The organism is Micromonospora parva (assembly GCF_000718515.1).
GTDB lineage: Bacteria > Actinomycetota > Actinomycetes > Mycobacteriales > Micromonosporaceae > Micromonospora > Micromonospora parva.
In genome coordinates this window covers 112,721-134,653 of sequence record NZ_JNZS01000021.1, presented here as the reverse complement: position 1 = coordinate 134,653, position 21,933 = coordinate 112,721, and the positions used below count along the sequence as shown (strand labels likewise).

The following is a 21,933-nucleotide window of genomic DNA, read 5'->3' as shown; positions in this document are numbered from 1 at the left end:
GGTGGGGGTGGGGTTAGGGGGTGGGGGTCAGGGCTTCGGTCAGGTCGGGGGTGAGGAGGTTGATCTGCCACTCTCGGGCGTTGAGGCCGCGCAGGGTCTCCGCCACCGACTCCGGGGTGATCTCCTCCGGTGGGGTCCAGGCCAACCGGCGGATCGAGTCCGGAGTGATCAGGTTCTCCGGCGGCAGGTTGTGCTCACCGGCGATGCGGATCACGACCTCCCGGCAACGGGCCAGCCGACCCGCCGCCACCGGGTCCCGTTCGGCCCACCGGTGCGGCGGAGGCGGGCCCTCCACCGCCGGCGAGACCGGCAGGGAATCCTCCGGCAGCTGCCGGGCGTCGTCGAGCGCGGCCAGCCAGGTGCGGGCCAGCCGACGGACCGACCGACCACCGAAGCCGGGCAGGGTCAGCAGGGTCTTCTCGTCCTTCGGGTCCAGCTCCGCCGCGGCGATGATCGCCGAGTCGGGCAACACCCGCCCGGGAGCGGCGTCCCGCCGGGCCGCGATCTGGTCCCGGGCGTACCACATCGAGCGGACCCGGGCCTGGGCCCGCGCCCCCCGCAGCCGGTGGATGCCCGAGGTGCGCCGCCACGGCTCCGCGCGCACCCGGGGCGGGCGGGCCCCGGTGCGGACCAGCGCGGCGAACTCCTCCGCGGCCCAGGCCGACTTGCCCTGCCGGGTCAACTCCGCGTCGAGCGCGTCCCGCAGGTCGGTGAGCAGCTCCACGTCGAGGGCGGCGTACGTCAGCCACGACTCGGGCAGCGGTCGGCTCGACCAGTCGGCCGCCGAGTGGTGCTTCTCCAGGGTGAACCCGAGCAGCTGCTCGGTGAGCGCGGCCAGCCCGACGCGTTCGAAACCGGCCAGCCGGGCCGCCAGTTCGGTGTCGAACAGTCGGCGCGGGCGCAGCCCCACCTCGGCCAGGCAGGGCAGATCCTGGCTGGCCGCGTGCAGAACCCACTCGGCCTCACCGATCACCGCGTCCAGCGCGCTGAGGTCGGGCAGCGGCAGCGGGTCGATCAGCGCCGTGCCCGAACCGGCCCGGCGCAGCTGCACCAGGTACGCGCGTTGGCTGTAGCGGTAGCCGGAAGCGCGTTCGGCGTCCAGGGCGACCGGGCCGGTGCCCGCCGCGAAGCGGGCCACGACCTCGGCGAGCTGGGCCGGGGCGGCCACCGGATCGGGGGTGCCGTCACGCGGGGCGGTCAGCGGAACTGGCCCACCGTCGGCCGGGTCAGCCCCCTCGCCCGCCGGCTGCGGCTGGGCCGACGGCAGGTGCTGGGGCGCGTTTCCCGGAAGTTCCTCGGTGGGCCGACGGCGCAGGGGTGGTTCGTCGGTCACCTGACAACCCTAGTGCGCGCGGAGATCCGGTGGGTGCAGCCGGTCCGGCGTGTGTCGGCCAGGTGTCCGCAAAGTTGCCAGCCGCATGCCGACCATCAGGCCGCGCCGGCCGGACGCCGGTCGGAGAGGGCGGTGACACCGGGCGGGGGGAGGCCGGCGGTGGAGGCGAGCAGCGCGCACCAGCCGAGCAGATGCGGGGTCAGGTCGTCGTCGACCGGCGTCCAGGACGCGCGGATCTCGATGTCACCGATGGTCGGTGGCCCGGCAAGATCGCCGAACCGGGTCGACATGGTCTGCGTCACCGTCCCGCCGATCGCGCGGTGGCCGGCGTCCTGGGCGTCCAACGCGTCGGTCAGCCACGTCCAGCCGACCCCGGGCAGCAGCGGGTCGGCGGCCAGGTCGACCTCCAACTCGGCGGTCACGTAGGTGACCAGCCGCAGGGTGCCCTGCCACGCCTCGTGCCCGGCCGGGTTGTGCAGCAGGATCAGCCGACCGGTCGCCACCTCGTCGTCGTCGCGCAGCACCGTCGCGGAGAGCGCGAACGCGTACGGGGCCAGCCGCTGGGGAGCGCCGACCTCCTCCAGGGTGATCTCCGGCCGGGGGGCGGCCGACCGCAGCCCGGCGACCGCGCGGGCGAACGTCTCCGGGAGCGCGATCGGGGGGGCCATGGTGGCAGCCTATGCCGACGTCCGCCCGCCGCTTCGACGGCGCGCCGACGCTCACCGAGGGCCCCCACGCCGGTTCGGGGGTAAGGAACGGTGCCCTTCCTCTCACCCCCACCCGGTTGGGGCTGGTGGGCGTGGCACGATTGCGGCGATGAGCACGGACACCACGGGCACTGTCGCCCGAGACGGAGACCCACGCCCCGGCGGACCGGCCGACTCGCCCTTCATCCGGGCCTGTCGTCGCCGCCCCGGCCCGCACACGCCCGTCTGGTTCATGCGCCAGGCCGGCCGCTCCCTCCCGGAGTACCGGGAGATCCGGGCGAGCGTGCCGATGCTGGAGTCCTGCCGCCGGCCGGAGCTGGTCACCGAGATCACCCTCCAGCCGGTGCGCCGGCACGGGGTGGACGCGGCCATCCTGTTCAGCGACATCGTGGTGCCCGTCGCCGCGGCCGGGATCGACCTGGACATCGTGCCGGGCACCGGCCCGGTCGTCGCCGAGCCGATCCGCACCGCCGCCGACGTGGAGCGGATCCGCCCGATCGCCCGCGACGACGTCCCGTACGTGGACGAGGCCGTCCGGCAGTTGGTGGTCGAGCTGGGCGACACCCCGCTGATCGGGTTCGCCGGTGCGCCGTTCACGCTGGCCAGCTACCTGGTCGAGGGCGGGCCGTCGCGCACCCACGCGAAGACCAAGGCCCTGATGTACGGCGACCCCGAGCTGTGGCACGCGCTCTGCGCCCGGCTGGCCGAGGTGACGCTGGCGTTCCTGCGGGTGCAGATCGAGGCCGGGGTGTCCGCCGTGCAGCTGTTCGACTCGTGGGCCGGCGCGCTCTCCGAGGCCGACTACCGCCGTTTCGTGTTGCCGCACTCGACAGCCGTGCTGAGCGGGTTGGCGTCCGCCGGGGTGCCGCGGATCCACTTCGGGGTGGGCACCGCCGAGCTGCTCGGCGCGATGGGCGAGGCCGGGGCGGACGTGGTCGGCGTCGACTGGCGGACGCCGCTGGACGTGGCCACCGGCCGCATCGGCCCGGACAAGGCGGTGCAGGGCAACCTGGACCCGTGCGTGCTGCTCGCGCCGTGGCCGGTCGTGGAGGCCGAGGTGCGCCGCATCCTGGAGCAGGGCCGGGCGGCCCCCGGGCACGTGTTCAACCTCGGCCACGGGGTGCTGCCGGAGACCGATCCGGAGGTGCTGACCCGGGTGGTCGCGCTGGTGCACGAACTGTCCAGCCGCCGAGCCGACCAGGGCTGAGAAACGTGACGCGGCAGCCCTGGCGGGTGGCGGTGGTCGGCGGCGGGATCGCCGGGCTGGCCGCCGCGGTCCGCTTGCGCGACCGCGCACCGGCCGGCACCGAGATCACCGTGTACGAGCAGTCCGGCGCGCTGGGCGGCAAGCTGCGTACCGGGGAACTGGCCGGTCAGCCGGTGGAGTTCGGCGCGGAGTCGTTCCTGATGCGCGACCCGACGGGCGCCGAGAGCGCGGCGGTGGCGTTGGCCCGCCGGCTCGGGCTGGCCGAGAGGATCGTGCACCCCACGGTGGGGCAGGCCGCGCTGGTCGTCGACGGAGGGCTGCGCCCCATCCCGGGCGGCACCCTGGTGGGCGTACCCGGGGATCTGGATCGGGTGGCCACCGTCGCCCGCCCGGCCGCGGACGCCGACACCGACGGTGGCCGGCCGCTGGTCGGGCCGGACGAGGACGTCTCGGTCGGTGCGCTGGTCCGGTCCCGCTTCGGGGACGAGGTGGTCGATCGGCTGGTCGACCCGATGCTGGGCGGCGTGTACGCGGGCCGCGCCGACGATCTGTCCCTGGTCACCACGATGCCGGCGCTGGCCCGGACGGCCCGGGTGGAGCACACCCTGGTCGGCGCGGTCCGGGCCGCGCAGGCCGCCGCGCCGCGGGTGCCCGGCGCCCCGGTCTTCGGCACCCTGGTCGGCGGGCTGAGCACCCTGGTCGAGGCCGCGGTGACGGCCAGCGGCGCGACGGTACGGCGCGACGCCGCCGTGCGTGAGCTGACAGCGACCGGCACCGGTTGGCGGCTCACCGTCGGCCCGACCCGGGACCCGGAGCTGGTGGACGTGGACGCCGTGGTGCTGGCGGTGCCGGCGCGACCGGCCGCCCGGCTGCTCGCCGGGGCGGCGCCGGCGGTGGCGGCGGGCGTCGGCGCGTTGGACTACGCGAGCGTCGCGCTGGTCACCATGGCGTTGCCGCAGCCGCGCCTGCCCGAGCTGTCCGGCTTCCTGGTGCCGAGCACCGAGGGGTTGCTGATCAAGGCGGCGACGTTCTTCACCACCAAGTGGGGGCACCTGCGCCGGCCGGACGGGTTGGCGGTGGTGCGCGCCTCGGTGGGCCGGTACGGCGAGGAGTCGCAGCTTCAGCGCCCGGACGCGGACCTGGCGGCCACCGTGCACCGCGAGCTGTCGGCGGTGCTCGGCACCCCGCTACCCGCCCCGGTCGACGGGCACGTGCAGCGGTGGGGCGGGGCCCTGCCGCAGTACGCGCCGGGGCACGCCGACCGGCTCGCCGCCGCGCGGACGGCGTTGCGGGCCGCGCACCCCACAGTGGCCCTCGCCGGCGCCGGCTACGACGGCGTCGGTATCCCGGTCTGCGTCCGCTCCGGCGAGACGGCGGCCGAGGAGATCATCACAGCACTGGGAGGATCGGCGAGATGACCGAGCAGACCAACGCGGCCCGGTTGCGGGAGCTGAACGACAGCATCCGCTACACCATGTGGTCCGTGTTCCGGGCCAGCGCCCCGCTGCCGTCGCTGCGGGACAACGTCACCGGCGAGGTCGAGTCCCTCTTCGAGGAGTTGGCCGGCAAGGACGTGGTGGTCCGGGGCGTGTACGACGTCTCCGGGCTGCGCGCCGACGCGGACGTGATGATCTGGTGGCACTCCGCGTCCAGTGACGCGTTGCAGGACGCGTACCTGCGGTTGCGTCGCACCACGCTGGGGCGGGCGCTGACGCCGGTGTGGTCGCAGATGGCACTGCACCGGCCGGCGGAGTTCAACAAGAGCCACATCCCGGCGTTCCTGGCCGGCGAGGAGGCCCGCGCCTACATCTGTGTGTACCCGTTCGTCCGCTCGTACGAGTGGTACCTGCTGCCCGACGCCGAGCGGCGCGAGATGCTGGCCGAGCACGGGAAGATGGCCCGCGGCTACCCGGACGTGCGGGCCAACACTGTCGCCTCGTTCGCGCTCGGTGACTACGAGTGGATGCTCGCGTTCGAGGCCGACGAACTGCACCGGATCGTCGACCTGATGCGGGACCTGCGCGCCTCCGGCGCCCGCCGGCACGTCCGCGAAGAGGTCCCGTTCTACACCGGCCGCCGCCGCTCGGTGGCCGAGATCGTCAACTGCCTGGTCTGACGCCCGCCGGCCGGCGCCGCACCCCCGCCCGGGTGCGGCGCCGGACGGGGGTCAACTGGTCGTCGTACAGGAGACCAGCGGAACCGGGTTGCTGCCGTTCCACGAGCCGAGGAATCCGAACGTGGTGCTCGCTCCGGCGGCGAGGGTGCCGTTGTGCGCGGCGTTGCGCGCGGTGACCTGCGTGCCGCTGCTGCTGACCGTCGCGTTCCACGACGACGTGACCTGCTGGCCGTTGGCGTAGTTCCAGGTGACCGACCAGCCCCGGGTGGGTGAACCACCGGCGGTCACCTTCACGTCGGCCTGGAAGCCACCGGACCACTGACCGGTGACCTGGTACGTCGCCGTGCAGGCACCGGCCGGCGGCGGGGTGCTCGGCGGCGGGGTCGTCGGCGGCGGGGTCGTCGGCGGCGGGGTGGTGGGCGGCGGGGTCGTCGGCGGGGGAGTGGTCGGCGGCGGGGTGGTCGAGCCGCCGCCGAAGTCGACGTCGCTGCACAGGTAGTACGACTGGTCGAAGTGGCTGGCCTGCCAGACGGTGTAGACGATGTGCCGCCCGGTGCGTCCGGGCGCGCTGACCGGGATCTGGATCGAGACGCCACCGGTGTCCGGGTCCCACTGCGAGGCCGGGGTGTTGCCGATCTGGCCCGCCAACTCCAGGTTGCCCCAGCCCAGCGGTTGGGTGGCGGAGTTGAAGCCCTGCTTGGTCACGTACACCCGGATGTAGTCGGCTCCGTGACTGGCCTGGTCGAAGAAGCGCAGCCGGAAGTTGTTCGACACCGCCGTGGTCTTCCAGGCGCCGACGGTGTCCAGCGCGTTGTAGCGGGGGCTCTGGGTGCGTCCGCCGCTGCACAGCTGGCCGTCGGGGACGGCGGCCTGGTGGTTGCCCCCCACGCCCTCGCGGAACAGGCCGTTCCAGTTCCACATGGCGGCCGGGTCGGCCTGCCAGGCCTGCCAGCACATCGGGTCCTCGGTGGCCATCCGAGGGTTCTGGAAGTCGCCGCCCCACCGCTGCCAGCAGCTGTAGTTGCGCGAGGCCGGGTCGACGACCGAACCGTGCGCCGAGGCGGGCCTGGTCAGCACGGTGGTCAGTGCGGTCGTCAACAGGAGCGTGGTGGTCGCCACGATGGCGAACAGCCAGAGCACGCGTCGTGATCGGGTGAGAGTGGACATGGAGCCCCCGGGGGGATGAGGTCGGACGTCGACACCCGGATCGCCGGGAGTTGCCCACTCCCAGGCCTCATCGCTGGCTCCCGCGACGGCGCTACCCGGCACGATGCCATTTTGATCGTCACACGTCAATGGGTTCGCGTCGCATCGGCGTGTGCGGGATGCCGTCCTCGACGTACTCGGGGCCGCTGACCGCGAAGCCGTGCCGGGCGTAGAACCCGACCAGGTGCGACTGGGCCTCCAGCACGCACCGCCGGTTGCCCACCACCTCCAGCGCCGCGCTCATCAGCCGGCCGGCGTGTCCGCCGCCGCGCGCCGCCGGGGCCACCACCACCCGACCGATCCGGGCGGTGCCGTCCGGGTCGGCCAGAATCCGCAGGTACGCCAGCGGCGCGCCGCCGTCGGTGAGCCAGAGGTGGCGGGTGCCCGGCTCGACGTCGCGCCCGTCGAGCTCCGGGTACGGGCAGTTCTGCTCCACCACGAACACGTCGATGCGCAGCTTGAGCAGGTCGTGGAAGGTGCGGGTGTTCAGGTCGGCGAAGGAGGCCGTCCGGACCTCGGTGGTCTGCTGGGGCATCCACCGATCGTAGGTCGGGCGGTTTCACCTGCTGTCCGCCCGGTCGGGCGCGAGGTAGGTGGCGGCCACGGCGGTGAGCAGCAGGACGCCGCCGACGATCACCGGCAGGGGAAGCGGTTCGCGCAGCAGCGCCACCGCGAGCGCCGCGGCGGTGAGCGGTTCGAGCAGCGTCAGCACGGCCGCGACGCTGCCCGGGGTGGTGCGCAGTCCGGCGTAGAACAACGCGTACGCGACCGCCGTGGTGACCACGCCGAGGTGCAGCAGCAGCGCCACGGTGTCCAGGCGTACCGGCAGGCCGACCCCGGCGACCAAGGCGAACGGCGCCAGGGTCAGCGCGCCGACCACCGTGGAGATGGTGGTCAGGGTCATCGGCGCGGTGCGCTGCGACACCTGGCGGCTGATCAGGGTGGTCACCGCGTACCCGAGGCCGGAGCCGGCCGCCGCGAGCAGGCCGAGCAGCGGGGCGGGCGCCGCCGCGCCGGGCTGCCCGGTGGCGCCGGTGATCAGGACGAGGCCGGCCACCGCCGCGACCAGCGTGCCGAGGCGCAGCGGGCCGGGGAGCCGGCGGGCCTGCACCGACTCCCAGGCGGCGGCGAGCACCGGGGCCAGGCCCAGGCTGACGATGGTGGCCACGCTGACGCCGGCCCAGGCCACGGCGGCGAAGTAGAGCGCCTGGTAGAGGCCGAGGCCGACGCCGGTGAGCAGCAGCGGTACGGGTGCGGCGCGCAGCGTGGACACGATCGTGCGGAGCCGGCCGGCGGTGCAGGCCAGCAGCACGAGCGCGGCGATGGCGAGGCGGTGGAAGCCGATGCTCACCGGGCTGAGCCCGGTGCCCTCGCGCAGGAGTTGCACCGCCACGCCGGTGGTGCCCCACAGCACGCCGGTGACGGTGATCTGGATCAGGCCGCTGCGGGCGGCGTGGCGGGCGGCCGAGGCGGCCGGCAACGGGGTACGGGTGATGGACACGGGAGCGCTCCGAAGGGTGAGCCGTTGACGGGGACGACGTCGACGGAGCGCGTACGACAGGATGGCCGAGCGGGGTCAGGTCACCCGGTCGGCGAGAGGCGCGGCGCTCCGCTCAGGAGCGCGGCGGGGGCAGGACGCCCAGAAACGGTCGCATGGCGACGACCGTACCCCAGTCTGGTGACCCGGCTGACCCGCGGCCGGTTTGGCGCGGTCAGGCCGGGCGGGCGCCGACGGCGTCGCGGACCTCCGCGCCCACCGCGCCCTCGACGGCGCGGGCGCAGTGCGCGCAGCAGAAGAAGCGGCCGTTGACCTCGACACCGTGCCCGACGATCTTGACCTGGCAGTGCTCGCAGATGGGTGCCATCCGGTGGATCGCGCATTCGAACGAGTCGAAGGTGTGCACGTCGCCGCTGACGGTGTGCACCTCGAACGCCATCCAGTAGTCGTTGCCGCAGACCTCGCAGGTTGCCACCGAAAAACCTCCGTTACGTGGACAAGTGCCTACAGAATCCCCCAGGGCTGTCGGGGCGCGCGGCGGAACGTCGACGCCTGACCCGGGTGGCGGCGTGTCGGCGTCGGCGTGTTGCCCGTTGTGCCTGGTGAACCGCCGCGACCCCCGGAGGATCACCGTGATCAAGCGCAACAGGCTCTTCGGCAACCAGACCCGGGTCACCTTCTGCCTGCCCCGTGACGTCCCGCCCGGCCCGGTGAGCGTCGTCGGCTCCTTCAACGGCTGGGAGCCGGGTCGACACGAGTTGGTGGCCCGCCGCGACGGCACCAGGACGGTGACGGTGAAACTGCCGCCGGGGGAGCACCGGTTCCGGTACCTCGGCACCGGCGGCGTCTGGTTGGACGACGAGTCCGCCGATCAGGTCGACGACCGGGGCAGCCTGCTGCGGCTCTGAGAAGAAAACCGTCACCATCGATGTATTTATCGATGAGAGTCTTTACTGTTAACAATGTTTAAATTACGTTGAGGGGCACCTCACCGCACCTGGAGAAGGAGCTGCCCCGATGCGTCGAAGAATCACTGTTCCGCTGGTGGCGGCGGGCGCCGTCGCCGCCACCCTGACCGTCGCCGCCCCCGCGCAGGCGCACGGTTACGTCTCCGCCCCACCGAGCCGGCAGGCGCTCTGCGCGCAGGGCCGGGTGCCCGACTGCGGGCAGATCAAGTACGAGCCGCAGAGCGTCGAAGGGCCCAAGGGTCTGCGCAGCTGCAACGCCGGAATCGCCCAGTTCGCTGTCCTCAACGACGACAGTCGGGGCTGGCCGGCCACCTCGGTGGGCAGCTCGCTGACCTTCACCTGGGTGAACACCGCCCGGCACGCCACCAGCAACTGGGAGTACTGGATCGGCAACACCCGCGTCGGCGTGGTCAACGGCAACGGTCAGCAGCCCGGCGCCACCGTCTCGCACAACGTCAACCTCGGCGGCTTCACCGGCCGGCAGAAGATCCTCGCGGTGTGGAACATCTCCGACACGGCGAACGCCTTCTACTCCTGCATCGACGTGCAGATCGGCGGCGGCGGGACGAACCCCACCCCCACTCCCACACCCACCCCCACGGCGACCCCACGGCCCACCCCGACCCCCACGCCGACCACTCCACCCGCGCAGGGCGGCACCTGGGCGGCCGGTCGGGCGTACCAGGTCGGCGACCAGGTCACCTACGGCGGAGCGACGTACCGCTGCCGGCAGGCGCACACCGCGATCGCGGGCTGGGAGCCGCCGAACGTACCGGCGCTCTGGCTCCAGGTCTGACCGCACGGGTGCGGCCGGTCGGTCGCACCTGTGTCGCCACCCTCGCGTGAACGGAGCATCGGCATGCCCCGCCGTACCCCACTGGCGTCCCTCGTCGCCGCTCTGCTGCTCAGCGGAGCGTGCGCCGGATCACCCACGTCGAGTCCGTCGGCAGTGCCGCAGCCAGCCCCCGCGTCCCCGGCCAGCTCAGCGCCGGCCGGGTCCGCGGGCGTCGGATCGTCGACCGACGGGGCCGCGATGAGCGGGATCGACGTGGTGTTCCTCGGCACCATGGTCGGGCACAGCGAACGCACCCTGCAGATCGTCCGGCTGGCCCGGGAGCGGCTGCGCGACGATGCGCTGCGCACCCTGGCCGCCGCCATCGAGGCGACCGAGGCCGACGAGCTGACCACGATGCGCGGCTGGCTGGCCACGGCCGGGCCGGGCGCCAGCGCGGCGGCACACCACCACGACGGGCACGGCGACGACGCCGCGCTCGACCGGCTGCGGACCGCGCCGGACGCGGACGTCGACCGGGTGTTGCGCGAGGTGCTCGCCGACCACCAGCGATCGGCCGCCGACCTGGCCCGATCCCACGTCGACGTCGGCCGCGACGACCGGGTCCGCGACCTGGCCCGGCGCGTCGAACAGTCCCGGACCGCCGAGATCGAGCTGCTCAGGGGTACGCAGTGAGTGGCTCCGTGGTCAGCGGGGTTCCAGCTTGATGGAGACCGAGTTGACGCAGTGCCGGGTGTCCTTCGGGGTGAAACCCTCGCCGTGGAAGACGTGCCCGAGGTGGCTGTCGCAGCGGGCGCAGCGGATCTCCGTGCGGGCCATGCCGAGGCTGCGGTCCTCGATCTCCTTGACCCGGCCCGGGATGGCGTCGTCGAAGCTCGGCCAGCCACAGTGCGAGTCGAACTTGGTGTCGCTGGAGAACAGCTCCAGCCCGCAGGCGCGGCAGTGGTAGACCCCCTGGGTCTTCGTGTCCACGTACTCGCCTGTCCACGGGCGTTCGGTGCCGGCCTCCCGCAGGACGTGGAACTCCTCGGGGGTCAGCCGGACCCGCCACTCTTCGTCGGTACGGGGCAGCTCGTTGTCGTCAAGACTCACCCGTCAACGGTACGTCGAACGTCGGGGGCGTGGCATAAGGTCGCGGGATGGGTGGCACCAAGGCCACGGCCGCCGAGATCGAGGTGGCCGGGCACACCGTCCGACTGAGCAGTCCGGATCGGGTGATCTTCCCGCAGCGGGGGTTCACCAAGGCGGACGTCTTCCACTACTACCTCGCGGTCGGCGACGGGATCATGCGCGCCCTGCGGAACCGGCCGACCACCCTGCAACGCTTCCCCGAGGGCGTCGAGGGCGAGGCGTTCTTCCAGAAGCGGGTGCCCACCCGAGGGGTTCCGCCGTGGGTGACGACCGCCCAGATCACCTTCCCGAGCGGCCGGAGCGCGGCGGAGCTGTGCCCGGTCGACCTCGCGCACGTGGCCTGGGCGGCGCAGATGGGCACCATCGTCTTCCACCCGTGGCCGGTGCGGGCCGCCGACGTCGACCGTCCCGACGAGCTGCGCATCGACCTGGATCCGCAGCCCGGCACCGACTTCGCCGACGCGGCCCGGGCCGCCGGGGAGGTCCGTGCGCTCCTCGACGAGCTGGGCGCGACCGGTTGGCCGAAGACCTCCGGTGGCCGGGGCGTGCACGTCTACCTGCGCATCCAACCCCGCTGGACGTTCACCGAGGTGCGCCGGGCCACCATCGCGTTGGCCCGGGAGGTGGAGCGCCGCAACCCCGACCTGGTCACCACCGCCTGGTGGAAGGAGGAGCGCGGCACCCGGGTGTTCGTCGACTTCAACCAGATGGCGCGGGACCGGACGATCGCCTGCGCGTACTCGCTGCGGGCCAACGCGCGGGCCACCGTCTCGACCCCGGTCACCTGGGAGGAGCTGCCCGACGTCGACCCGGACGACTTCGACCTGCGCACCGTCCCGGCGCGGCTCGCCGAGCGCGGTGACCCGCACGCCGGCATCGACGACACACCGTGGGACATCACCCCGCTGCTGGAGTGGGCCGAGCGCGACGCCGCCGCCGGCCAGGGCGACCTGCCGTACCCGCCGGACCACCCGAAGATGCCCGGCGAACCCAAGCGGGTGCAGCCCAGCCGCGCCAAGCGCACCCCCGACGGTCCCTGACGGGTCTCCCGGGTGGGGCCAGCGGGCCTTCCGCGCGCCGCCCCGCCTTGCGCCGCGCCCCCCGCCCCGCCTTGCGCCGCGCCCTCCGCGCCGCCTTGCACCGCGTCGCGCCAAGGTTCGAGCAACTTTCCCGATGTTGCTGCCTCCGGTGGGTGGGAGACAGCAACATCGCTGATGTTGTGCGGATCTTGGCGACAGGCATTCCGTGCGGCGCCTGCGCCGGTGGTTCCGCACGTCTGTGACGGCCGAATTTTTGTCGTACACCTGTTCTAGAGTTTGTATGTGATCGATGAGTTGGTGCGGGCCGAGGCGGCGGTGGTGAGCTGTGCCGACGCTGCCGCCTGGGCCCTCTCCGAGCGCGATCTCATCGCGGCGCTCGACGCCACGCACCGGTTGCAGCAGCGGCTGGCGGCGGTGCAGTTGGCGGTCGTCCGGGAGTTGGACGGGCGCGGCGTCGCGCTGGCGCAGGGCGCGTCCTCCACAGCGGTGTGGTTGCGCGAGCGGCTACGTCTCGATGTCTCGGCCGCGCGTCGGCTGGTCGGCCTCGCGGCTTCGATCGACGTTGCGCCACCTGCGGTGCGTGACGCCCTGGCGAGCGGGGCGGTCAGCGTGGAGCAGGCCCGGGTCATCGCCGAGACAGCCGCCACGGTGACGGCGTCGGCGGGCTCCGAGGTGGCCGACAAGGCCGTCGGTGTGCTGGTCGAGTGGGCCAGGCAGTTCGACCCCACCCTGCTCCGCAAACTCGGCACCCGCATCCTCGACCACGTCGCTCCCGACCTCGCCGACGCTGCCGCCGCAGCGGCCCTGGCCGCCGAGGCCGCCCGGGCCACCCGCGACCGACACGTCACCATCTCCGAGCAGGCCGGCGGGCGGCTACGGCTCAGCGGCACCCTCGACGCGGAGGCCGCAGCACTGTTGCGTGCCGTCATCGACCCACTCAGCGCGCCCGCCGGCCCCGACGACACCCGCTGTGCCGGGCAGCGCCGCCACGACGCCCTCGCGGACGTGTGTCGGCTGGCGCTGCGCACCGGCGAGCTGCCCGAGAACGGCGGCGACCCCGCCCAACTCGTCGTCACCATCGACTACGACGGGCTGGCACGGCAGGTGGGTGGCGGGACCCTCGACGTCGGCCTGCGGCTCACCCCCGACACGGTGCGCCAACTCGCATGCGACGCGGCCATCCTGCCCGCCGTGCTCGGCGGCGCCGGGCAGGTGCTCGACGTGGGCCGACAGCGTCGCCTTGTCACCGGCCCCCTGCGCCGGGCCCTGGTGCTTCGCGATGGCGGCTGCGCCTTCCCCGGCTGCGACCGGCCACCCCGCTGGTGCGCCGCCCACCACATCCGGCACTGGGCCGACGGGGGCCCGACCAGCCTCGACAACGCGGTGCTGCTCTGCGGCCACCACCACCGGCACATCCACCAGGCCGACTGGTTGGTCCGGCTGGGCGGCAACGGACACCCCGAGTTCGTGCCGCCGGCCTGGCTCGATCCAGACCAGATTCCGCGCCGCAACCACTACCACCAACGAACATAGGCCGACCGGCTGCCATCGCCGAACGGAGGCCGACCGGCTGCCATCGCCGAACGGAGGCCGACCGACTGCCACCATCGAACGGAGCCCGACCCGGTGCCGCCAGTCGGCACGGCGGTCGGGAGGTGGGGCGTCTTCGGTCGGCTGCCACTCGGCGACGGCCTGCCGTCGGGCCAGGTAGCTCTCGTCGTACCAATGTGGATCTTGTCGACTAGCCTGTGTCGCATGGCCATGCGACCGGATGAGTTCTACGACCACGCGGTTGCCGCCGCGGACGACGAGCGCCGCCTTCCCCTGGCGCGCATGACCGGGTGGGAGATCAGTCCGTTCGAGCCGGACGGACTTCGCGTGGCGCCGCTGCGGCCGCCGGTGCTCCCCGAGCCACCGCGCCACGGCGAGGATCCGTCAGACTGCGACGCCTGCCGCAAGCGGGACGAAGGGATCTGGTTCAACGAGCGGTGGCGGCTGACCCGGATCGAGGGTGTGGGTGTCCCGCTGGTGCTCATGCTGTTGCCGCGCGAGCACTACGACATGGCGGACCTGCCCGACGAGTTGGCCGCCGAGCTGGGGTTGTTGAGCACCCGCATCGTCCGCCACGTGCAGGCGCTGCCGCACATCTCACGCGCCCACGTCTACCGCTTCGGCGACGGCGGCGCCCACCTGCACATCTGGTTCTTCGCTCGGCCCGAGGGGCAGGCTCAGTTGTTCGGGTCGTGGCTGGTCGCCTGGGACGACCTGCTGCCGGAGTACCCGGCGCAGGTGGCCGAGGCCGACGCCGACGCGGTGGCGGACGCGTTGGTCGAGTCCCACGGCGGGCACCGACTGTCAGACCCGGGGGTTAGCCTGCCGGCATGACGAGCGCTGAGCTGGACGAGCTGATCGTCGCTGACGCCGACGCGCTGCGCGCCTGGTTGTCGGCGAACCACGCCTCGTCGCCCGGTGTCTGGCTCGCGCTGACCAAAAAGGGCGGCACGGTCACGACGGTGACCTGGCAGCAGGCGGTCGACGAGGGCCTGTGCTTCGGCTGGATCGACGGGCAGGCCCGTAAGCGGGACGAGGGGTCCTCGTGGATCCGGTTCACCCCGCGCCGGTCCCGCAGCTCGTGGTCGCAACGCAACGTGGCGAACGTTGCCCGGCTGGAGGAACAGGGACGGATGCTGCCACCGGGTCGGGCCGCGGTGGATGCGGCGAAGGCGGACGGTCGATGGGCGGCGGCGTACGCCCCGCCGTCGGAGGCGGAGGTGCCGGCCGACCTCCTCGCCGCGATCGCCGCCGAACCCGCTGCGCAGGCCATGTTCGACGTGCTCACCAAGGCCAACCGGTTCGCCCTCATTCACCGCCTCAACGCGGTCAAGCGGGCGGAGACCCGCGAGCGGAAGATCGTCGACTTCGTCGCCATGTTGGCCCGACACGAGGCGTTCTACCCGCAGAAGGCCAGGCCGTCCTCGGCGGCTGACGCGCCCGGCGCAACAGGCGGCAACTGACGAACCGATTGACTTTCGATAGGTAGCGAGCGAAACTCGATGCATGGTTACTGAGCATCGAGCGGTTGCCGCTCTCAGAGTCTTTCTCGTGGTGCTGTTCGGGGTGCTGGTCGTGTTCCAGACCCTCTCGCTGCCCGGCCAGTTCGCGTACATGGCTGAGCAGTCGCCGCAGGACGCCCACCTGCGCTGGCCGGCGACCGCCGTGACGGTGTTCTGGGTGCTCTGCGTCCAGGTGGTCATCGTCGCGACGTGGCAGTTGCTCAGCCTGGTCAAGAGCGACCGCATCTTCACCGAGGCGTCGCTCAAGTGGGTGGACGCCATCGTGTGGGCCATCGCCGCCGCCTGGGTGGTGCTGGTGGGCGTCTTCCTCTGGGTCGGCTTCAACGCGGACGACCCGGGACTACCCCTCCTGCTCTTCCTCCTGACGGTGGGCGTCACCGTGCTGGGGCTCCTCATGGTGGTGATGCGTGCGCTGCTGCGGCAGGCCACCACGCTGCGCAGCGACATGGAAGCGGTGATCTGATGCCCATCGTCGTCCGCATCGACGTCGAGTTGGCCAAACGCAAGATGAGCGTCGGTGAGTTCGCCGAGCGCGTCGGGCTCACGCCGGCCAACGTGGCGGTGCTCAAGAACGGCCGCGCCAAGGCCGTCCGGTTCAGCACCCTGGAAGCGATGTGCCGGGTGCTCGACTGCCAGCCCGGAGACCTGCTCGAGTGGGTGGAGGAGGAAACCCCATGAGGTACGCCCTGACCGCTGCCGCGGTCTTCGGGGTCGCGCTCGGCATCGCCGCCGTCGTGCTCGGCGGGGCCGACGACTCCCCGGGCCTGCAGGGCATCGGCGTACTGCTGGTGATCGGCGCGGTGGTGTTCGGCATCCGCAACGTTCGACGCGGCAGCTAGGCATTACAGCTAGCCGCCCGGCTTCGGCCGACCCTCCCGTAATAACGATCAAGTAACGGGCGCGAACCTTTCCCGGTAGGTGGCCTGTCTTGATGGTCGTCGGCCCGCCAGGGCCAGGGGAGGCGTCGGATGAAGCTGGTGTGGAGGCGGGCCCGGGAGGCGCGCGGGTTGCTGATGGCGGCGGTGATCGCTGCCCTCGTCGCCGTCGCGTTGGTCACGGGACTGTCCGACTACAACCGTCGGGCCGTCGACGCCGGGCAGCGGGCTCTCGTCGCCGCCTCGCCCGCCGAGGAGCGCGGCCTACTGGTCAGTGGCTCGGGCGGGCGGGACGCGGCGGAGTTCGCAACCCGGGACAAGGCGGTCCGCGCCGAGTTCGCCACCGGGCTCGGCGGCGTCCCGGTCGCTGTCACCGCCGCCCGGTACGGCACCGGCCGGGAGCTGACCGGCGACCTCGGGCAGATTCCGCGTACCGCCGACGAACCGGTCTTCGCGAGCCTGGCCACGCTCGACGACCTCGCCAGCCACGCCGAGCTGACCAGCGGTGCCTGGCCCCGCCCCGGAGCCAACCCCATCCAGGTGAGCCTGCCCGAGCGGGTCGCCGGCACCCTTGGCCTGACCGTCGGCGAACGCGTCCCGGTGCGGGACCGGGCCACCGAACGACGGGGAGAGTTGGTGCTCGCCGGCACCTGGCGGCCCCGCGACCCGACCGACGCGTACTGGCTGCTGGCCCCCGGCGTGGGAGCGGGCAGCGCCGGTTCCGGCACCTCGTACGGCCCGTTCACGCTCGACCCGGCGGACTTCGCGGCCACCTTCCCGGGCTCCGTGTCGGCGTCCTGGCTCGCCCAACCGGACCTCGGCGGCGTCGACACCGCCGACCTGCCCGCCGTTCGGAAAGCCCTCACCGAGGCGCTGTCGGCAGTGCCCGAGGCTGCCCAACTGGGCAGCTCCGGGCAGGCGGTGACGAAGATGGCGCAGCTGCTGGACCGGATCTCCCGCGCCGACCTGGTGGGTCGCTCGTCGCTGGCCACCCCGCTGCTGCTCATCCTGGTGCTCGGCGGGTACGCGCTGGTGCTCGTCGCCGCGCTGCTGCACGAGGACCGTCGCCCACAGACCGCGCTGCTACGCGCCCGTGGCGCCGCCCGTCGGCAGTTGGCCGGCCTGGCCGCCCGGGAGGCGACCCTGGTGGTCGCCCCGGCGGCCGTGCTCGGTCCGCTGATCGCCGGTGAGGCGCTGCGGTACATCCGGCCCGGCGGGTCGAGTGACCTCTCCACCGCCGGCGGCAACACCACACTGATCTGGGCGGCGGCAGCGGCCACCGCGGCCGGTTGCCTCGTCGCCATGGTCCTGCCGACGCTGCGCGGCGCCGGGACGTACGTCGCGGACATGGCGGCCCGATCCCGCCCGAACCGGGCCGCGAGCGTCCAACGCGCCAGCGTCGACCTGGTGCTGGTGGCGCTGGCCGTGCTCGCCTGGGTGCAGCTACGCCGCTACGCCTCGCCGCTGGCCGGCTCGGGCGGTCGGCTCGGCCTCGACCCGCTGCTGGTCGCCGCCCCCACACTCGGCGTGCTGGCCGGTGCCGTGCTGGCGCTGCGGGTGCTCCCACCGCTCACCCGGTTCGCGGAGCGGTTCGTCGACCGTCGTCCGTGGACCGCCACCATGTTCGGCATGTGGCAGGCCGGTCGGCGTCCGCACGCCGGCCCGGTCCTGCTGCTCGCCCTCGCCGTCGGCGGCAGCACCCTGGCCTGGTCCCTGATCAGCACCGGCGAGCGGTCCCAGGTCGAGCAGGCCGGCTACACGGTCGGCGCCGACATCCGCGTCACCGAACGGGCCGGGGGAGCCCCGCCGACCCGGACCGGTCAGCTCGCCGCGCTGCCGAGCGTGGACCGGGTGCTGCCGGTGTGGCGGGACGAGATCCGGGTCGGCCGGCAGAACCTGCCGGCGACGGTGATCGGCGTCGACCCGACCAGCGCCCCGGGCGTCGTCCGCCTCGCCGACCGCCTCGCCGACGGGTCGGCCTCCGAGCAGTACCAGCGCATGATCGATGAGCGTGCGGCACCAGCGGGTATCGAACTGCCCGCCGGGGCGCGCGCCGTCACCGGCACCGTCCGTACCCCGGTGAGCAACGCCGCCCGGCAGGTCCGGGTCGCGGTGACGCTGCTGGTCACCAGCCCCGACGGGCTCGCGGTACGGTTGCCGGCGACCAACGCCGACGGCGACGGTCGGGCTACCCGGTTCACCGTGCAGCTGCCCGACCTGGGTGGGGCGCGGCTGCGGTTGGCCGGATTCGAGGCCGACGGCGGGCTGGCGGCCGGCAACGCCTACCGACTCGAGCTGGACGATCTGAGCGTGGTCATGGCCGACGGCGCAACCCAGCCCGCCGACCTTGGCGGCGACTGGGTGCTGGCCGCCCCCGGCGAGGCATCCACGCCGGTGCGGACCAACGGCGCCGGGTTCGCCGCCGTCCACGACGTGGAGGTGATTCCCGGCGGGCAGTTCGCGTACCAGCCGCCGACACGGTTCTCCGTCGTGCCGGGCGGGGACAACAAGCCCGTACCGGTGCTGATGACCCCGCAGGTACGCGAGGCGCTGAGCATGAACGTCGGCGACACCGTCGACCTCACCCTCTCCGGGGCGACGTTGCCGGTGCGACTGGTCGGTGAGCTCAGCGCCGTGCCGACCACCACCGCGGCCGGCGTGCTGCTGGACCTGCCCGCGGCGGTCGACGCGCTGATCCGGAGCGACGGGATGGTGCGACCCGTACCGGAATGGTGGATCCGCACCGCCGACGCGAACGCCGCAGCCCAGGCGGCCAGCGAACTCCCGGGCGTCACAGTGCTCAACCGGGAGGCGGCCATCGAGGCGGCCGCCGACGACCCGTACTGGCGCGGCTCCCGTACCGGGATGCTCGCCGCCGCGCTCGGCGCGGTGCTGCTCGCCATCGTCGGCCTGATGGTGGACGTGTGGGCGACCGCCCGGCGACGGCTCGGCGAGTTCGCGGTCCTGCACACCCTCGGCGCCACGCCCCGGCTGATGGCCCGGGCGCTGCTCGCCGAACAGACGTTCCTCGCCGGCATCGGCGTGGGCGTCGGGTTGCTACTCGGCACCGCCGTCGGCGCGACGATGGCCCCACTGGTCATCCTCACCCCGGCCGCCGGCCGGCCGGTCCCCCCGGCGGCGTTCGCGCTGCCCTGGGTGCCGATCGGCCTGACCGCGGTCGGTCTGCTGCTGGCGGCGCTCGCCTTCAGCGCGTTCATCGCCACCGGCATCCGTCAGCGGGTGGCGGCGGCGCAGCTGCGAATCGGGGGAGAACGATGAGCGTCGGGGCAGCCGTCCGGCGGGTCCGGGCGTACGGGGGGCAGTTCCTGCTGTTGGCGGTGCTGACCCTGGTGGTCACGCTGCTGATCAGTGGGGTGCCCCGGCTGGTCAACCGACTCGCCGAGCAGGGGTTGCGAGCGCAACTCACCAGCGAGCCGGCGGAACGCCGGGACCTCACGTACACCAGCACCATGGCGCCCGCCCCGTCGCAGCGGACCGCGATGGGCAACGCCGTGGAGCGGTTCAACACCCTGGCCGCGGAGATGCCAGAGCAGGTGCGCTCGGCGGTGACCGAGCGGTGGTACAGCGTCGAGACCCAGGCGGCCCGGGTGGTCGGACCGGATCTGGCGGCCCGCAACCTGCTGCTCGACATGGGCCTGCGGGCCATGCCCGACATCCAGGGCGCGGGCACCCTGGTCGAGGGCGCATGGCCGAGCGAGACGTACGTTCCCGACCGGCCGATAGAGGTGGCGCTCGACGTCGACGTGGCCCGCAAGCTCAACCTGCGCGCCGGCAGCCAACTGCGCATCGGCAACACCGATGACAAGGGCAACCTCGTCGACGATTCCCCGCTGCTGGTGTCCGGGCTGTTCCGCCCCGTGGACCGTTCGAACGGCATCTGGGACGCGCTGCCCCAAATGCTGCAGATCATCGAACCGGTGGGGGACGGCCAGCCGTTCATCATCACCGGCGTCGTCGCGCAGTCGGCCCTCAACAAGCGGGCTGTGGAAGGTTGGCCGATCCAGTCGATCTGGCGGTACCGCCTGGGCGTCGACCGGATCGACGCCCGCGAGCTGGACCAGCTGATCGACGGCCTGCAGGTGATGCAACGCAACCAGCCTGCGGACCTCGCCCTGACCCAGGGCGTCGACGTTCCGTTGCGCGCGTTCGCCGCCCAGATCGACGCGGTCCGCACCCTTCTCGCGGTGATCGCAGCCGGCGTACTGGCCACCCTGGCCGGGCTCATCGTGCTCGCAGCAGGTCTCGCCACCAGACGGCGTCGGTCCGAGTTCGTGCTGCTGCGTGCCCGCGGCGGCGGGGCCACCGCCGGCGCCCGGCGCAGCCTCGCCGAGTCGGTGCTGGTGGTGCCGGTGGCCGCCGTGCTGGGCTGGTGGCTGGGCACCCTGGTCCCCGGCGCCCCCGACCCGACAGTGCCGTACCTCATCGCGGTGACCGTGCTGGTCACGCTGGCGCTGCCGTTGGCGACGCTGGCCGTACCGGCTGGCGCAGCGGCGCGCCGGGACCTGATCCGGGTGCGCCCGTCGGCCCGTCGACTCACCGTGGAGGTCTCCCTGCTGCTCCTGGCCGGGCTCGCCGCGGTGCTGCTGCGCCGACGGGGGCTGACTCTCGGCGAGGTGGACCCGCTGCTCGTGTCGGTGCCCGTGCTCCTCGCGGTCGCCGCTGCGGTAGTGGCGCTGCGGGCGTACCCCTGGCCGTTGTTGCTGGTCAGTCGGCTGGCCGCGCGGACCCGGGGCAGCGTGGCGTTCCTCGGCACGGCCCGCGCCGGCCGCGCGGCGGTCGCCGCCCCGCTGGTCGTGGTGGTGCTGGCGATCGGCACCGCCGCGTTCTGCGCGGTCGTCGCCGCCGGCGTCGACGCGAGCCGGGAACGCGCCGCCGCGCAGCTCGTGCCCGCCGACGCGGTGATCCGGGGGGAGCGCTTCGCACCCGACACCGTCGACGAGTTGGGTCGCCTGCCGGGGGTCCGGGCCGTCACGCGGGTGCTGTACGAGGACGATGAGCGGCTGGCCGCCGACGAGGTCGGGACGGACGCCGCCATCGGGCAGACGGACGTACTGCTGGTCGACGGCTCGGGGTTGGACCTGGTGGCCCGCCAGTCCCAGGTGGACCTGTCGATTCCGGCCGCGCTGCGCACCGCCCTGCCCGGCCCGGGTCCGCTGCCGGCGATCGTCTCACCGGCGATCGCCGCCGACCTGGCGAAGGCCGGGCTGGCCGACTCCGCCTTCGTCGTGGTGCAGGGCGAGCGGTACGAGTTCCGGGTGGCCGGCACCGAGGCCGGTTTCCCGATGCTGGCGGCGAACGCCAGCCGGTTCGTGATCCTGCCCTGGCAGGCCCTGCCGACGCGGACCACCACACCCGTGCCGACCAGCCTGCTGATCGCCGGGGACGCACTGGACGCGGAAGCGCTGCGCGTCGTCGGCGACCAGGGCCAGGAGCGCTACCAGCGCGACGGCGCCGTCACCGGTCGGGAACGGCTGATCGGGGTCACCGTCGACACCCGGGCGGACGTCCGCCGGGATCTCGGCGAGGGCGGGGCGAACGGGGTGCTGGCCTTCGGGTTCCTGGGCGGTGCCGTCGGCGGCACCCTGCTCGGACTGTTGGCCATCGCGTTCACAGTGCTGGCCGGCGCGCGGTCCCGGGGCCAGGTGCTGTCCCGGCTGCGCACCCTCGGCCTGTCCCGCCGTCAGTGGCGAGGACTGCTGCTGGTCGAGTTGACCCCGCTGGTCGCGGTGTCGGTGCTGACCGGTGCGCTCGTCGGCGCGGTCCTGCCCCTGCTGCTCAACCCGGTGCTCGGCCTGTCCGCGTTCACCAGTGGTGTGCCCGTCCGGGTGGCGTTCGAGCCCAGTCTGGTCGCCGCGGTGCTCGCGCTCGGGGCGGTCGCCCTCGGCTTCGCGGTCGCCGTCGAGGCCTTGAACAACCGCCGGTTGCGCCTCGGAGAGGTGCTTCGGCTCGGAGAGGAGAGCTGAG

22 protein-coding genes are annotated in these 21,933 nt (G+C 73.3%); 15 read left to right on the top strand and 7 right to left on the bottom strand.

What is annotated here, in order from left to right; translation table 11 throughout:
• Positions 1-13: 13 nt before the first annotated feature.
• Both IF22_RS0125560 and IF22_RS0125555 read right to left on the bottom strand, forming a co-directional pair.
• Positions 14-1,333, bottom strand: a complete 1,320-nt coding sequence (locus tag IF22_RS0125560) for a ribonuclease D (protein WP_030336245.1) — start codon at positions 1,331-1,333, stop codon at positions 14-16.
• A gap of 95 nt (positions 1,334-1,428) precedes the next feature.
• On the bottom strand, positions 1,429-2,001 hold the full coding sequence (locus IF22_RS0125555) for a DUF3000 domain-containing protein (protein WP_030336243.1): 573 nt from the start codon (positions 1,999-2,001) through the stop codon (positions 1,429-1,431).
• A gap of 148 nt (positions 2,002-2,149) precedes the next feature.
• Between IF22_RS0125555 and hemE the strand changes: the two genes are divergently transcribed.
• The 3 genes from hemE to hemQ are packed head-to-tail and all read left to right on the top strand — an operon-like array spanning position 2,150 to position 5,363.
• Positions 2,150-3,247 carry a uroporphyrinogen decarboxylase gene (hemE, locus tag IF22_RS0125550; RefSeq protein ID WP_030336241.1) on the top strand — a complete coding sequence of 366 codons (1,098 nt, stop codon included), beginning with the start codon at positions 2,150-2,152 and terminating at the stop codon, positions 3,245-3,247.
• Between the two features lie 5 nt (positions 3,248-3,252).
• Positions 3,253-4,665, top strand: coding sequence for a protoporphyrinogen oxidase (hemG, locus tag IF22_RS0125545; protein ID WP_030336240.1), 1,413 nt, complete (start codon positions 3,253-3,255; stop codon positions 4,663-4,665).
• Positions 4,662-5,363, top strand: a complete 702-nt coding sequence (hemQ, locus tag IF22_RS0125540) for a hydrogen peroxide-dependent heme synthase (RefSeq protein ID WP_030336238.1) — start codon at positions 4,662-4,664, stop codon at positions 5,361-5,363. The genes hemG and hemQ overlap by 4 nt, the downstream gene beginning before the upstream one ends.
• A gap of 51 nt (positions 5,364-5,414) precedes the next feature.
• On the opposite strand, the gene IF22_RS0125535 is transcribed toward hemQ, so the two are convergent.
• From IF22_RS0125535 to IF22_RS0125520, 4 genes are all read right to left on the bottom strand, one after another.
• Positions 5,415-6,530 (bottom strand): lytic polysaccharide monooxygenase auxiliary activity family 9 protein, encoded by a 1,116-nt coding sequence (locus IF22_RS0125535; protein WP_030336237.1) that lies wholly within the window; start codon positions 6,528-6,530, stop codon positions 5,415-5,417.
• A 118-nt stretch (positions 6,531-6,648) separates the two neighbouring features.
• Positions 6,649-7,104 (bottom strand): GNAT family N-acetyltransferase, encoded by a 456-nt coding sequence (locus IF22_RS0125530; RefSeq protein WP_030336235.1) that lies wholly within the window; start codon positions 7,102-7,104, stop codon positions 6,649-6,651.
• A gap of 24 nt (positions 7,105-7,128) precedes the next feature.
• On the bottom strand, positions 7,129-8,070 hold the full coding sequence (locus IF22_RS0125525; protein WP_156057870.1) for a DMT family transporter: 942 nt from the start codon (positions 8,068-8,070) through the stop codon (positions 7,129-7,131).
• Positions 8,071-8,281: 211 nt separating this feature from the next.
• Entirely contained in the window at positions 8,282-8,542 is a 261-nt protein-coding gene (locus IF22_RS0125520) for a hypothetical protein (RefSeq protein ID WP_030336232.1), read from the bottom strand.
• Positions 8,543-8,699: 157 nt separating this feature from the next.
• Between IF22_RS0125520 and IF22_RS0125515 the strand changes: the two genes are divergently transcribed.
• From IF22_RS0125515 to IF22_RS0125505, 3 genes are all read left to right on the top strand, one after another.
• On the top strand, positions 8,700-8,975 hold the full coding sequence (locus tag IF22_RS0125515) for an isoamylase early set domain-containing protein (RefSeq protein ID WP_030336230.1): 276 nt from the start codon (positions 8,700-8,702) through the stop codon (positions 8,973-8,975).
• 109 nt (positions 8,976-9,084) lie between these two features.
• Positions 9,085-9,831, top strand: a complete 747-nt coding sequence (locus IF22_RS0125510; RefSeq protein ID WP_030336228.1) for a lytic polysaccharide monooxygenase — start codon at positions 9,085-9,087, stop codon at positions 9,829-9,831.
• Positions 9,832-9,894: 63 nt separating this feature from the next.
• Complete coding sequence (locus IF22_RS0125505) at positions 9,895-10,503, top strand: DUF305 domain-containing protein (protein WP_030336227.1); 609 nt, start codon at positions 9,895-9,897, stop codon at positions 10,501-10,503.
• 12 nt (positions 10,504-10,515) lie between these two features.
• Here the strand turns inward: IF22_RS0125505 and msrB are convergent, their stop codons facing one another.
• Complete coding sequence (msrB, locus tag IF22_RS0125500; protein WP_030336225.1) at positions 10,516-10,920, bottom strand: peptide-methionine (R)-S-oxide reductase MsrB; 405 nt, start codon at positions 10,918-10,920, stop codon at positions 10,516-10,518.
• 47 nt (positions 10,921-10,967) lie between these two features.
• Here msrB and ligD point away from each other — a divergent pair, with 47 nt between their 5' ends.
• The 9 genes from ligD (at position 10,968) to IF22_RS0125455 (ending at position 21,932) form a co-directional block, all read left to right on the top strand.
• A complete protein-coding gene (ligD, locus tag IF22_RS0125495) occupies positions 10,968-11,999 on the top strand; it encodes a non-homologous end-joining DNA ligase (RefSeq protein ID WP_030336223.1) in 1,032 nt (343 codons plus the stop codon).
• Between the two features lie 282 nt (positions 12,000-12,281).
• Positions 12,282-13,532, top strand: a complete 1,251-nt coding sequence (locus IF22_RS0125490) for an HNH endonuclease signature motif containing protein (RefSeq protein ID WP_081884005.1) — start codon at positions 12,282-12,284, stop codon at positions 13,530-13,532.
• Positions 13,533-13,754: 222 nt separating this feature from the next.
• A complete protein-coding gene (locus IF22_RS0125485; protein ID WP_036412278.1) occupies positions 13,755-14,384 on the top strand; it encodes an HIT family protein in 630 nt (209 codons plus the stop codon).
• A complete protein-coding gene (locus tag IF22_RS0125480; protein ID WP_030336220.1) occupies positions 14,381-15,013 on the top strand; it encodes a YdeI/OmpD-associated family protein in 633 nt (210 codons plus the stop codon). Before IF22_RS0125485 ends, IF22_RS0125480 begins: the two co-directional genes overlap by 4 nt.
• Positions 15,014-15,101: 88 nt before the next feature.
• Complete coding sequence (locus IF22_RS0125475; RefSeq protein ID WP_245233731.1) at positions 15,102-15,536, top strand: DUF2975 domain-containing protein; 435 nt, start codon at positions 15,102-15,104, stop codon at positions 15,534-15,536.
• Positions 15,536-15,751: a helix-turn-helix domain-containing protein gene (locus IF22_RS0125470; RefSeq protein ID WP_030336216.1), complete on the top strand. Its 216-nt coding sequence runs from the start codon at positions 15,536-15,538 to the stop codon at positions 15,749-15,751. Before IF22_RS0125475 ends, IF22_RS0125470 begins: the two co-directional genes overlap by 1 nt.
• On the top strand, positions 15,748-15,912 hold the full coding sequence (locus IF22_RS35495; RefSeq protein ID WP_167337339.1) for a hypothetical protein: 165 nt from the start codon (positions 15,748-15,750) through the stop codon (positions 15,910-15,912). The genes IF22_RS0125470 and IF22_RS35495 overlap by 4 nt, the downstream gene beginning before the upstream one ends.
• Before the next feature lie 129 nt (positions 15,913-16,041).
• Positions 16,042-19,227 (top strand): ABC transporter permease, encoded by a 3,186-nt coding sequence (locus tag IF22_RS0125460; RefSeq protein WP_030336214.1) that lies wholly within the window; start codon positions 16,042-16,044, stop codon positions 19,225-19,227.
• Positions 19,224-21,932, top strand: coding sequence for an FtsX-like permease family protein (locus tag IF22_RS0125455; RefSeq protein WP_030336212.1), 2,709 nt, complete (start codon positions 19,224-19,226; stop codon positions 21,930-21,932). The genes IF22_RS0125460 and IF22_RS0125455 overlap by 4 nt, the downstream gene beginning before the upstream one ends.
• The last annotated feature ends 1 nt before the right edge of the window (position 21,933 follow it).